This window comes from Streptomyces sp. 7R007 (genome assembly GCF_054850255.1).
Genome location: NZ_JBTWMV010000072.1, coordinates 18227 through 29220 on the forward strand (window position 1 = coordinate 18227; position 10994 = coordinate 29220).

General features: G+C 71.0%; 14 protein-coding genes and 3 tRNA genes. 11 read left to right on the plus strand and 6 right to left on the minus strand.

The genetic code is table 11. The annotated features are described in order from the left end of the window. Window positions 1–22: 22 nt before the first annotated feature. Window positions 23–1282, minus strand: coding sequence for an APC family permease (locus ACYF6T_RS41330; protein ID WP_461703119.1), 1260 nt, complete (start codon window positions 1280–1282; stop codon window positions 23–25). Between the two features lie 220 nt (window positions 1283–1502). Here ACYF6T_RS41330 and ACYF6T_RS41335 point away from each other — a divergent pair, with 220 nt between their 5' ends. Then, window positions 1503–1769: a GlsB/YeaQ/YmgE family stress response membrane protein gene (locus tag ACYF6T_RS41335; protein ID WP_461703120.1), complete on the plus strand. Its 267-nt coding sequence runs from the start codon at window positions 1503–1505 to the stop codon at window positions 1767–1769. Between the two features lie 121 nt (window positions 1770–1890). Here the strand turns inward: ACYF6T_RS41335 and ACYF6T_RS41340 are convergent, their stop codons facing one another. Further along, window positions 1891–2379 (minus strand): YajQ family cyclic di-GMP-binding protein, encoded by a 489-nt coding sequence (locus ACYF6T_RS41340; RefSeq protein ID WP_461703121.1) that lies wholly within the window; start codon window positions 2377–2379, stop codon window positions 1891–1893. A 224-nt stretch (window positions 2380–2603) separates the two neighbouring features. Between ACYF6T_RS41340 and ACYF6T_RS41345 the strand changes: the two genes are divergently transcribed. Continuing rightward, window positions 2604–2685 (plus strand) — tRNA-Tyr (locus ACYF6T_RS41345). Window positions 2686–2743: 58 nt separating this feature from the next. Here ACYF6T_RS41345 and ACYF6T_RS41350 read toward each other — a convergent pair. Beyond that, window positions 2744–3286 (minus strand): hypothetical protein, encoded by a 543-nt coding sequence (locus ACYF6T_RS41350; protein ID WP_461703122.1) that lies wholly within the window; start codon window positions 3284–3286, stop codon window positions 2744–2746. 95 nt (window positions 3287–3381) lie between these two features. Between ACYF6T_RS41350 and ACYF6T_RS41355 the strand changes: the two genes are divergently transcribed. Together ACYF6T_RS41355 and ACYF6T_RS41360 are read left to right on the plus strand one after the other, a co-directional pair. Beyond that, entirely contained in the window at window positions 3382–3855 is a 474-nt protein-coding gene (locus ACYF6T_RS41355) for an NUDIX domain-containing protein (protein ID WP_461703123.1), read from the plus strand. Between the two features lie 95 nt (window positions 3856–3950). Further along, window positions 3951–4163: a hypothetical protein gene (locus ACYF6T_RS41360; protein WP_461703124.1), complete on the plus strand. Its 213-nt coding sequence runs from the start codon at window positions 3951–3953 to the stop codon at window positions 4161–4163. 23 nt (window positions 4164–4186) lie between these two features. Here ACYF6T_RS41360 and ACYF6T_RS41365 read toward each other — a convergent pair whose 3' ends face one another. The 3 genes from ACYF6T_RS41365 to ACYF6T_RS41375 all read right to left on the minus strand — a co-directional run bounded on the left by ACYF6T_RS41365 (window position 4187) and on the right by ACYF6T_RS41375 (window position 6636). Then, window positions 4187–4570: a nuclear transport factor 2 family protein gene (locus ACYF6T_RS41365; RefSeq protein WP_461703125.1), complete on the minus strand. Its 384-nt coding sequence runs from the start codon at window positions 4568–4570 to the stop codon at window positions 4187–4189. Between the two features lies 1 nt (window position 4571). Next, window positions 4572–5228 (minus strand): SDR family oxidoreductase, encoded by a 657-nt coding sequence (locus ACYF6T_RS41370; RefSeq protein ID WP_461703126.1) that lies wholly within the window; start codon window positions 5226–5228, stop codon window positions 4572–4574. Between the two features lie 217 nt (window positions 5229–5445). Then, complete coding sequence (locus ACYF6T_RS41375) at window positions 5446–6636, minus strand: amidohydrolase family protein (RefSeq protein ID WP_461703135.1); 1191 nt, start codon at window positions 6634–6636, stop codon at window positions 5446–5448. 573 nt (window positions 6637–7209) lie between these two features. Between ACYF6T_RS41375 and ACYF6T_RS41380 the strand changes: the two genes are divergently transcribed. From ACYF6T_RS41380 to ACYF6T_RS41410, 7 genes are all read left to right on the plus strand, one after another. Next, window positions 7210–7282, plus strand: a tRNA-Thr gene (locus tag ACYF6T_RS41380). A 46-nt stretch (window positions 7283–7328) separates the two neighbouring features. Beyond that, a tRNA-Met gene (locus tag ACYF6T_RS41385) sits at window positions 7329–7401 on the plus strand. 90 nt (window positions 7402–7491) lie between these two features. Further along, window positions 7492–7656: a 50S ribosomal protein L33 gene (gene rpmG / locus ACYF6T_RS41390; RefSeq protein WP_003948671.1), complete on the plus strand. Its 165-nt coding sequence runs from the start codon at window positions 7492–7494 to the stop codon at window positions 7654–7656. 104 nt (window positions 7657–7760) lie between these two features. Then, window positions 7761–8213 carry an FAS1-like dehydratase domain-containing protein gene (locus ACYF6T_RS41395; RefSeq protein WP_461703127.1) on the plus strand — a complete coding sequence of 151 codons (453 nt, stop codon included), beginning with the start codon at window positions 7761–7763 and terminating at the stop codon, window positions 8211–8213. An 8-nt stretch (window positions 8214–8221) separates the two neighbouring features. Beyond that, complete coding sequence (locus tag ACYF6T_RS41400) at window positions 8222–8650, plus strand: MaoC family dehydratase (protein ID WP_461703128.1); 429 nt, start codon at window positions 8222–8224, stop codon at window positions 8648–8650. Window positions 8651–8771: 121 nt separating this feature from the next. Continuing rightward, window positions 8772–9338: a TetR/AcrR family transcriptional regulator gene (locus ACYF6T_RS41405; protein WP_461703129.1), complete on the plus strand. Its 567-nt coding sequence runs from the start codon at window positions 8772–8774 to the stop codon at window positions 9336–9338. A 92-nt stretch (window positions 9339–9430) separates the two neighbouring features. Next, on the plus strand, window positions 9431–10864 hold the full coding sequence (locus ACYF6T_RS41410; RefSeq protein ID WP_461703130.1) for an MFS transporter: 1434 nt from the start codon (window positions 9431–9433) through the stop codon (window positions 10862–10864). Window positions 10865–10994: the final 130 nt, after the last annotated feature.

Genomic DNA, 10994 nt, shown 5'->3' on the forward strand with positions numbered 1-10994 from the left:
GGCGGCAACCGTACGGGGCCGGCTACCGCCCGCCCAGCCGCCGCCGCACCCCGTACGCGACCACACCCACCGCCAGCACACCCGCACCCACGAGCACCGAAACCCCCGGCAGCGAGATGGCCAGCACCACACACCCCAGAAGCCCCACCGCCGGCAGCGCTCGCGCTCTTAGAGCTGGGTCGAGCGTCCAGGCCGAGGCGTTCGCCACGGCGTAGTAGGCCAGCACACCGAAGGAGGAGAACCCGATCGCGCCCCGCACGTCCATCGCGGCGGCCAGGGCGGCGACCACCACGCCCACGGCCAACTCGGCCCGGTGCGGCACCTGGAACCGCGGATGCACGGCCGAGAGCGCGCCGGGCAGATGCCGGTCGCGGGCCATGGCCAGCGTGGTCCGCGAGACCCCCAGGATCAGCGCGAGCAGCGACCCCAGCGCGGCGACGGCGGCGCCGACCCGCACCACCGGCGCAAGCCCCGGCACACCGGCCGCCCGCACCGCGTCGGCCAGCGGCGCGGCCGCGTGCCCCAGCCGATCAGCCCCCAGCACGGAAAGGACGGCCACCGCCACACACACGTACACCGCCAGCGTGATCCCCAGGGCCAGCGGGATCGCCCGGGGGATGGTGCGCGCCGGGTCGCGCACCTCCTCGCCGAGGGTCGCGATGCGCGCGTACCCGGCGAACGCGAAGAACAGCAGACCGGCCGCCTCCAGCACCCCTCCCGCACCGCCCGAGGCGCCGACGTCCAGCCGCCCGGCATCGGACGCCCCGGACCCCAGACAGACGACCACCACGCAAGCGAGGACAGCGAGGACCACCGCCACGATCAGCCGTGTCAGCCAGGCGGACTTCTGGATGCCGCCGTAGTTCACCGCGGTCAGCGCCGCCACGGCCGCGACCGCGACGGCGTGCGCCTGCCCCGGCCAGACGTACGCCCCCACCGTGAGCGCCATCGCCGCACAGGAAGCCGTCTTCCCGACCACGAACGACCAGCCCGCCAGATAACCCCAGAACTCCCCGAGCCGCTCGCGCCCGTACACGTACGTGCCGCCCGACGCCGGATACAGGGCGGCCAGCCGTGCCGACGAGGTGGCGTTGCAGTAGGCGACCACGGCGGCGACCGCCAGCCCGAGCAGCAGCCCGGACCCGGCCGCGCGCGCGGCGGGCGCCAGGGCGGCGAAGATCCCGGCCCCGATCATGGAGCCGAGCCCGATGACCACGGCGTCCCCGACCCCCAGGGTGCGCCGCAGCTCGGCAGACGAAGACGACGAAGCGGACTGAGCCATGGGCGGAACCCTACTGATCAGTGCAACCGGAGGGTGCCGCCATGACGTCCCTCTCCTCAACAGGGCACGAACAAGTGCGCGGCCCGCCGGCCCGGCACACCGCCCGAACCGTCCGACCGGCACGCGACGCGCATGCAAGCCGCACGGAACACAGCGCACCCGCACCGAAAACACACGGCGGGGACAGCGCACGCACAGCACGGAAGGGCAGGTTCACGGCATGACGATCATCAGCTGGATCATCCTGGGGCTGTTGGCCGGGGCCATCGCCAAGTTCCTGCTGCCGGGCCGGGACCCGGGCGGCTTCATCGGCACGACGCTCATCGGCATCGCGGGCGCGTTCATCGGCGGGTGGATATCGGCCCGCTGGCTGGACCACCCGATCACGAAGGACTTCTACGACGGGGCGACCTGGGCGGCCGCGATAGGCGGCTCCCTCGTCCTGCTGATCGCCTACCGCATCCTGTTCGGCAACTCGCGCGACTGAGCACGGCCGAACACCCCCGGACCGCAGCCAGCAGGCGAGAAGGGTGGGCACCGACGGGTGCCCACCCTTCCTCGTCCACGCGGGTGGTACGCGCGGGCGCCGGCCCGCTGAACCTGTGTCCCTACCGGTAGTTCACGAACTGCATCGCGAAGTCGAAGTCCTTGCCCTTCAGCAGGGCGATCACGGCCTGCAGGTCGTCACGGCTCTTGGAGCTGACGCGCAACTCGTCGCCCTGCACCTGGGCCTTGACCCCCTTCGGACCCTCGTCCCGGATGAACTTCGCGACCTTCTTGGCGTTCTCCTGGGAGATGCCCTCCTCGATCGAAGCGAAGATCTTGTACTCCTTGCCGGACAGCTGCGGCTCACCGGCGTCCAGCGCCTTCAGGGAGATCCCACGCTTGATCAGCTTGGACTGGAAGACGTCGAGGACGGCCTTGACGCGGTCCTCGGAGTTCGCCTCCATGAGGATCTTGTCACCGGACCACGAGATCGAGGCACCCACGCCCTTGAAGTCGTAGCGCTGGGAGATCTCCTTGGCGGCCTGGTTGAGGGCGTTGTCGACCTCCTGCCGCTCGACCTTCGAGACGATGTCGAAACTGGAGTCGGCCATGTCCTGTGGCTCCTTGTATCGGGGTGCGTGTGGGGTGCGTATCGGCGGGCGTGGGGGTGGCCGCCGAGCCCGGCGTCGTTGCGGGCCGCATCCGGACAAGCCTAGCCACCCAGCGTCCCCCGAGCGCAGATCAATCGGGTGGCGAAGCACCCCTCGGCATCGGGTATTGTTTACGTCGTTGCCAGGGAGCACCGCCGAAAAGCGGCGCGAACGGCAGCAACCCCGGCGGTGTGCCCGAGCGGCCAAAGGGAGCAGACTGTAAATCTGCCGGCTCAGCCTTCCCAGGTTCGAATCCTGGCGCCGCCACGCTGAGAGAGACCCCCTCCGACCTGCGGAAACGCATGGTGGAGGGGGTCTTTTCGTGTTACGACACCCGTTCGTCCTGCTCCCGCAGGGCCGACTGCATGGAGTGACAGCGGTCGATGGAGCGGCGGCGTGTCCAGACGGTCCACCAGGCGATGCCGATCAGGAGGACGGCGGTGAAGACGGGGAGGGAGAGCGAACCGGTGGCGGCGCCGAGGACAAGCACTGCCACCGCGATGAGGCTCATCAGGCCCAGCAGGTACGGCAGCCACCTTCCCGCGCCTTCCATCCGCCGCAGGTGCTCGTCGACCAGCCGGCGCATGACCGCCCGTTCCTCGGGATCGCTGGGTACCTCGCGGTGCATGATCTTGCGGTTGAGGTCGGCGAGCCTGCGAGGGTCGGTGCCGGTCGCGCGGCCGATCCTGCGGCGCTGTACGACCATGAACGCGAAACCGATGCCCGTGTAGAACAGGCTCCGCAGGAGCCATAAGGCTGGATGCTCGTCCGGGCGTGAGAACGGGGCGGTGATGGCCAGAGCCAGCAGGAAGGCCAGGACGGCCTGCGCGGTCAGGCTGCGGTCGAGCCGGCGCTTCAGGGCGCTCACGGCGTATCTCCTCTTCATCGAAGGGGTCTTGCCGCTGACATCTCCCGAATACCCCGCAAAACGAACCGTATTGGCCGCGAGATGAGGTACGGCACATGGGACGCACCGACTACCTGTACGACCCCGACGCCCCACCCGCGACCTCGGTGGTGCCCGCCGCCGTGGCGCTCGTGCGGGACGACGCGGGACGGGTCCTCATGGTCCGCCGCTCCGACAACGGCCGCTGGGCCCTCCCCGGAGGCGGGCACGACGTGGGGGAGTCCATCGGCGACACCGTCGTGCGCGAGGTCCGGGAGGAGACCGGCATCGAGGTGGAGGTCGTCGCCCTGACCGGCGTCTACACCGATCCCGGGCACGTGATGCGCTACGACGACGGGGAGGTCCGCCAGCAGTTCAGCATCTGCTTCCGGGCGCGCCCCAAGGGCGGCGAGCTGCGCACGAGCGAGGAGACGACCGAGGTCCGCTGGATCGACCCGGCCGACCTGCCCGCCCTCGACATCCACCCCACCATGCGCCTGCGGATCGACCACGCCCTGGACGCGACGCGCACCACCCCCTACATCGGCTGACGCACGCCGGCGCACAGCCGCTGCCTACGGCGCGCGACCGGACCGCACGGCGCGCGCACCGCGCAACACGCCCCCAACCAGGGCACACTGACCCCATGTCCACTCGTCGTAGACGCTGCCCCGAATGCCGTCGCGAGATCGCGGTCGTCGCCGGCCGGTTCGCCCGGCACGACCCGCCCGGGGCGCGCGAGAACGGGGAACTCGTCTCGTGCGCCGGCTCCCGCCGCCAGGCGGACCTCGGCGCGGCCCAGCCCACGCTGGACGGCTACACCGTCCCGGACTTCCCGGGCCAACTGCCGCTCTTCTAGGGAACCCTCCGCCGGCCCAGAGGTTACGACGACGTCGTCCCCCGCACGTCCATACGAGCGACGAGCCCGTCCTCCCCGAACCGGTACACGTGCTCGACCAGACCGGCCCAGTGATCCCCCGCCGCGTCCCGCATCCCCTGCCGCACGGTGACCACCACCGCCTCGCCGTCCCCGTCGAGCCGCAGCCCCTCCAGCCGTACGAGAGGATGCCCGACCGCGAACTGCCGTGCCCAGTAGGCGCGCACCTCGTCACGGCCGTGCAGCCGGGTGCCCTCCAGGACGTTGGGCCAGTCCACGTCCGGTGCCAGGCAGTGCCGTACGAACGCATCCCTGTCGTCGGTCGAGAAGACCTCGTACATCCGCCGCAACAGCGCCGCCCGCGCGGCCGGAACCCCCTTGTCGGACACGTCAGTTCCCGGCCACCGACTTGACCGCCACCGGCACCGGCGTCGACCCGCCGACCAGTTCCAGGACCAGGCCGGCCGTGGCGGACGAGTCCACCAACTCCGCGAGTACGGCGGCCACGTCGTCGCGCGGAACGGCGCCGCGGCCCGTGTGCGCCTCCAGCCGGACGAGACCGGTGCCGGAGTCGTTCGTCAGGCTCCCGGGGCGCAGGATCGTCCAGTCCAGGGCGTCCAGGCCCTGCACGTACGCGTCGGCCGCGCCCTTCGCGCGCAGGTACACGTCGAAAACGTCGTCTCCTTGGTGCGCCGGATCCGCGCCCATGGACGAAACGACCACGTGCCGACGAACGCCCGCCCGCACCGCCGCGTCCGCGAACAGCACCGCGGCCCCCTTGTCCACGGTGTCCTTACGGGCCGCCCCGCTGCCCGGACCCGCGCCCGCCGCGAAGACCACCGCGTCCGCACCCGCCAACTCCGCCGCGACCTCGTCCACCGAGGCCGACTCCAGGTCCAGCACGACCGGTTCGGCACCGGCCTCCCTCAGGTCGTCGCCCTGCTCGGCGCGACGGATGATCCCCACGACCTCGTCGCCGCGCGCGGCGAGCAGCCGCTCCAGCCGCAGCGCGATCTGACCATGACCACCAGCGATGACAATGCGCATGCCTTCGACCGTACGCCCGGACAGCCGCATCCGCCGCACGACGTGAACGGCGCCCCACACAGCGCACGCTCGCAGATTCACGCCGGGTAGCACGCGCCACCGGCGCACGCGCCGGGCGCACGATCCGAGCGCGCGAGCGGACAGCGCGTGCGCCAGGCGCGTACACAGAGCGCGCACGCCCGCGCATGCGCTACCCCACTCCCACCCCCCCCCGCGCTCACGACAACTTCCCGCGCCCCTGCCGAGGCAGCCCCAACTCCGTCGCCGCGGCCGAGTTGCAGTACTCCCGCACCGCGCTCGTCCGCGCGACCACGCGCCCCCGGTGCACCACGATCCGGCTGTAAGCCAAGGACAGAGCCCCCGCCAGCCGGTCGCCGCGCACGGCGAGGAGTTCGGCGGGGAAGCCGGCCTCGACCCGCACCTCGGGCAGGCCCAGCGCGGCCCGGGCGGAGGAACTCACGGTGTCGTAGGCGTCCTCGGGACGCAGTCCGTACCGGGACGACAGGAGAAAGGCCGCCTCCAGGGGGTCACCGCGGCCCACGGGGTTGGACAGGTCCCGGAGGGCGCCGCTGCCCCCGGCCACGCGGACGCCGGCGGCCCGCAGCAGTCGTACCGGAGCCGTACCGCCGCGGTCCACGCCGCCGCAGCCGCCCTGGGGCAGGCACACCACGGCCACCCCCGCCGCGGCGAGCTGGTCGGCGGTGCGCGCGGCCATGTCGGCGGGCAGACGACCGAGCCCCCCGCAGGGACCGATGGCCACGCCGGGCCGCAGACCGCCGGCCATCGCGGCGAGACGGGCCAGGCGGGCGGGATCGGCGCCGTCGGTGTGCAGATCGACGGGACAACCGTGCTCGGAGGCGATCTCCAGCACCGCCTCCACATACCCCGTGGGATCCGGATCCAGATCCGGGCAGCCGCCCACCACCGACGCACCCATCTTCACCGCGTCCCGCAGCATCGCGAGCCCGTCCGCCCCCGCCACGCCCGTCAGCACCCGGGGCATCGCCACCGCCGTCAGCTCGGTCAGCCCGCGCAGCGAGCGCCGGGCCCGCAGTACGGCGGCCAGCGCGCCCAGCCCCTGGACGTCCCCCACGCGCACGTGCGCCCGCACCGCCGTGGCCCCGTGCCCGAGCTGCAGCAGAGCCGCCTCCGTGGCGCGGCGCTGGACGTCGTCCGGGTCGTACGAGACGGGCCCGTCGCCGTCGGCCGACAGGGCGGTGTCGCCGTGGGCGTGCGGTTCGGCCGGGGCGGGCAGGAGCAGGTACCCGCCGAGGTCCACGCGCGACCCGCACGCGCGCGTGCCGCTCGCCGCCAGACTCCCGGCGGTGCCCACCGCCTCGATACGCCCGCCCCCCAGCCGCACGTCCACCGTCCGCCCGTCGGTCAGCCGCGCCCCGCACAGCAGCAGGGCGGCCGAGTCCCCGGCCCCCGGGACGGCAGAGCCACCCGCCCCCCCGGAACTGCCGGGGACCCGGAAGGCTCCGGAGCCCCCCGTCGAACCCGTGGAACGCGCCGGTTCCGTCGATCCCCTCGAACCCGAACCCGAACCCGAACCTGAATCCGACCGCGACCCCGACACCGGTCCCGACCCCGGCCCCAAGCCCGAACCAGGCCCCAAGCCCGAACCAGGCCCCAAGCCCGAACCAGGCCCAGAACCAGGTCCGGAACCCGACCCTGAGCTCGTAGATCCCGACGGAGACGATGACGAACGGGGCGGCTGCGGCTGGCTCGGCTGGCTGTCGGGCATCGCGCTCCAGAGGCTCGGGCGGCCTGCGCAAGCTCGGAATGCGCTCGGCACTGCGCAGGGGGACGCAAGATCACGCAGAGTGAGTCGAGCCTAGGACGGTGATCCGCTCGTGGCGGGGAGGAGCGCAATAGTCGTACCGGCGTGGTCCTCCAGGCCGTGGCGGCGAGGCCGGGACGAGGGCGGCGAAACGGATTTGGGTGAACGGCGGCGGACCGTGTAATGTCTTCATCGCTCGCCCCAATAGCTCAGTCGGCAGAGCGTCTCCATGGTAAGGAGAAGGTCTACGGTTCGATTCCGTATTGGGGCTCTGGTGAGAGAGGTGCCCGTCGCAAGGCGGGTTCCGATCGCACCGCAGCGGTGTAGCTCAGTCGGTAGAGCAAGCGGCTCATAATCGCTGTGTCACCGGTTCAAGTCCGGTCACCGCTACTGACAGTAGCCGATTGCGGGGTCGGTCCTTCGATCGGCTACTCTTTCTTGCGTTGAATCAGTCCACCCGTTCGTCTTAGGAGCACTCACGTGGCTGCCACCGACGTCCGCCCGAAGATCACGCTGGCCTGCGTGGAGTGCAAGGAGCGGAACTACATCACCAAGAAGAACCGGCGTAACAACCCGGACCGTCTTGAGATGAAGAAGCACTGCCCGCGTTGCAACGCGCACACCGCGCACCGCGAAACGCGATAAATCAGGCTCGTACACGAGGCCGCCCCCACCAACAGGGGGGCGGCCTCGCGTCGTTTCGGCCGTTGCAGCGAACGTTAGTTATCGACACCAGGAGGTGCCGGGCCATGGCGCTCGACCAGTCCTTCGTGGGGCGGACCTACCCGCCCACCGTCCCTTACGAGGTGGGCCGGGAGAAGATCCGCGAGTTCGCCGAGGCGGTGGGGGACACCAACCCCGCGTACACGGACCCGGAGGCCGCCAAGGCGCTCGGCCACCCCGACGTGGTCGCCCCGCCGACCTTCGTCTTCGCGATCACCTTCAAGGCCGCCGGACAGGTCGTGGAGGACCCGCAGCTGGGTCTGGACTACAGCCGGGTGGTGCACGGCGACCAGAAGTTCGCCTACACCCGTCCCGTGCGCGCCGGTGACCGTCTGACCGTCACCTCGACCATCGAGGCGATCAAGTCCCTGGCGGGCAACGACATCCTGGACGTCCGCGGTGAGGTCCACGACGAGGCCGGTGAGCACGTGGTGACGGCCTGGACGAAGCTTGTCGCGCGCGCGGCCGAGGGGGCGTGAGGAAGAGGATGACGGCGAAGATCGCATACGACGACGTCGAGGTCGGCACCGAACTGCCGGCCCGGACCTTCCCCGTGACGCGCGCCACGCTGGTGCGGTACGCGGGAGCGTCCGGGGACTTCAACCCCATCCACTGGAACGAGAAGTTCGCCAAGGAGGTGGGCCTCCCGGACGTCATCGCGCACGGCATGTTCACCATGGCCGAGGCGATCCGGGTGGTCACCGACTGGGCGGGCGACCCCGGGGCGATCGTCGAGTACGGCGTGCGCTTCACCAAGCCCGTGGTGGTCCCGAACGACGACAAGGGCGCCGAGATCGAGGTCAGCGCCAAGGTCGCGGCCAAGCTGGACGACAACACGGTCCGCGTGGACCTGACGGCGACCAGCGCCGGCCAGAAGGTCCTCGGCATGTCACGAGCGCTCGTACGCCTGGCCTGAAAGCCGCAGAACACCGCCTCCCGTAAGGGGCGCCCCACCGTGGAGAGCGCCCCTTACACACCCTCCCGCAGTCGCCGTCCCCTCTTGACTTGGTTAGTGATTGAGTACTAACTTCCTCCACATGGTCAGGATGAGTGCGGAAGAGCGACGCGAGAGTGTGATCCTCGCGGCGATCGCCGAGTTCGCGCAGAACGGCTACTACGGCACCTCCACCGAGGCGATCGCCAAGCGGGTCGGTGTCTCGCAGCCGTATCTCTTCCGTCTCTTCCCGGGCAAGAAGGCGATCTTCCTCGCGGCGGCGGAACGCTGCGTGGAGGACATGCGCCGGATGTTCGAGAAGGCCGCCGAAGGGCTGCGGGGCGAAGAGGCCATGCAGGCCATGGCCGCGGCGTACTCGCGGCTGATCGCGGAACAGCCCGAGCGGCTGCGCATGCAACTGCAGACCTATCTCGCGGTGGCGTCGGCCGAGGCGGCCGGCGACCACGAGTTCGGTGAGATGGTGCGCAAGAGCTGGATGGGGCTCTGGGACACCGTGCACCTCCCGCTGGGTGCGGACACGGACCGGACCACGGGCTTCCTGGCGTACGGCATGTTGATCAACACCCTCACCGCCATGGGCTTCCCGCCCGGCCACCGGGTCTGGGACGGCTTCCAGATCGCCAGGCCGGGCTGGATCGCCATGGAGTAGCAATGTGCGAACGGGTGCGACCCGTTCCCATGCCCCGAAAAGTTAGTCATCAATAACTAACAAACCGGAAGAGCAATTCTCCTGGGGGAGCGATGTCACAGCAGACAGCACGTCGCGGGGGAGCAGGCTGGGCCCTCGTCATCACCAGCGTCGCCGGCTTCATGGCGGCCCTCGACAACCTCGTCGTCACCACCGCCCTGCCATCCATCCGCAAGGACCTCGGCGGAGCCCTGGGCGACCTCGAATGGACGGTCAGCGCCTACACGCTCACCTTCGCCGTCCTCCTGATGTTCGGCGCGGCCCTGGGCGACCGCTTCGGCCGCCGCCGCCTCTTCCTCACCGGCCTCACGATCTTCACCGGCGCGTCCGCCGCCGCGGCCATGGCCACCGGCATCAACGCCCTCATCGCCGCCCGGGCGGTCCAGGGCGTGGGCGCCGCGATCATGATGCCCCTCACCCTCACCCTCCTCACGGCCGCCGTACCCGCCGCCAAACGCGGCATGGCGTACGGCATCTGGGGCGCCGTCAACGGCCTCGCCGTGGCCTCCGGCCCGCTCATCGGCGGCAGCCTCACCGAGCACGTCTCCTGGCACTGGATCTTCTGGCTGAACGTCCCCCTCGGCGTCGCCCTCCTGCCCCTGGCCCGCCTGCGCCTGGCCGAGTCCCACGGCACCGGCGCCCCGCTCGACGCCCCCGGCACCCTGCTGGCCAGCGGCGGCCTCTTCGGCATCGTCTACGGCCTGGTCCGCGGCCCGGCCGACGGCTGGACCGACCCCCTCGTCCTCGGCGGCCTGTTCGCCGGTACGGCCCTGCTCACCGGCTTCGTCCTCTACAGCACCCGCGCCAAGAACCCCATGCTCCCCATGAGGCTCTTCCGCTCCCGGGCCTTCTCCGGCATCAACGCGGCGAGCCTCCTGATGTTCCTCGGCATGTTCGGCTCGATCTTCCTGCTGAGCCAGTACATGCAGGGCGTCCTCGGCTACTCGCCCACAGAGGCGGGCCTCAGGATGCTCCCCTGGACCGGCATGCCGATGCTCGTCGCCCCCGTCGCCGGCATCCTGTCCGACCGCATCGGCGGCCGCCCCGTAGTCGCCACCGGCCTCTTCTTCCAGGCCGTCGGCCTCGCCTGGATGGCCTCCGTGGTCACCGCCCACGCCTCGTACTCCATCCAGCTCCCGGGCCTGATCATCAGCGGCATCGGAATGGCCCTCTACTTCGCCCCGGCGGCCAACCTGGTCATGTCCAGCGTCCGCCCCAGCGAGCAGGGCATCGCCTCCGGCGCCAACAACGCACTGCGCGAGGTCGGAGGCGCCCTGGGCATAGCGATCATGTCCTCGATCTTCTCGTCCCAGGGCGGCTACGAGACCGGCGAGACCTTCGTCAACGGCCTCAAGCCGGCCCTGATCACAGGCTCCGCGGTGGTGGCCCTGGCAGCAGCAGCGACCTTGGCCATCCCGACCCGCCGCTCCATGACGACAAGGCAGCCAGAAGAGGCCACACCAGCCCTGGAACCCCTCACAAGCTGACGCACCCCGCGGCCCCGCCCCCATGGCGGGGCCGCCCGCACGAGTGCCTAGAAGGCCAGGGCCACCCGCGTATGGCGGCGAAGTACCACGCACGGCAGACGGCCCGCACTCGTGGACGTCGGCGAAGTGC

What these genes read in the sequence shown, in the direction of transcription:
- ACYF6T_RS41355 (WP_461703123.1), top strand. Translation starts at nt 3,382, where the DNA reads ATGGGACGCACCGACTACCTGTACGACCCCGACGCCCCACCCGCGACC.
- ACYF6T_RS41335 (WP_461703120.1), top strand. Translation starts at nt 1,503, where the DNA reads ATGACGATCATCAGCTGGATCATCCTGGGGCTGTTGGCCGGGGCCATC.
- ACYF6T_RS41370 (WP_461703126.1), bottom strand. Translation starts at nt 5,228, where the DNA reads ATGCGCATTGTCATCGCTGGTGGTCATGGTCAGATCGCGCTGCGGCTG.
- ACYF6T_RS41400 (WP_461703128.1), top strand. Translation starts at nt 8,222, where the DNA reads ATGACGGCGAAGATCGCATACGACGACGTCGAGGTCGGCACCGAACTG.
- ACYF6T_RS41395 (WP_461703127.1), top strand. Translation starts at nt 7,761, where the DNA reads ATGGCGCTCGACCAGTCCTTCGTGGGGCGGACCTACCCGCCCACCGTC.
- ACYF6T_RS41360 (WP_461703124.1), top strand. Translation starts at nt 3,951, where the DNA reads ATGTCCACTCGTCGTAGACGCTGCCCCGAATGCCGTCGCGAGATCGCG.
- ACYF6T_RS41330 (WP_461703119.1), bottom strand. Translation starts at nt 1,282, where the DNA reads ATGGCTCAGTCCGCTTCGTCGTCTTCGTCTGCCGAGCTGCGGCGCACC.
- ACYF6T_RS41410 (WP_461703130.1), top strand. Translation starts at nt 9,431, where the DNA reads ATGTCACAGCAGACAGCACGTCGCGGGGGAGCAGGCTGGGCCCTCGTC.
- ACYF6T_RS41405 (WP_461703129.1), top strand. Translation starts at nt 8,772, where the DNA reads ATGGTCAGGATGAGTGCGGAAGAGCGACGCGAGAGTGTGATCCTCGCG.
- ACYF6T_RS41340 (WP_461703121.1), bottom strand. Translation starts at nt 2,379, where the DNA reads ATGGCCGACTCCAGTTTCGACATCGTCTCGAAGGTCGAGCGGCAGGAG.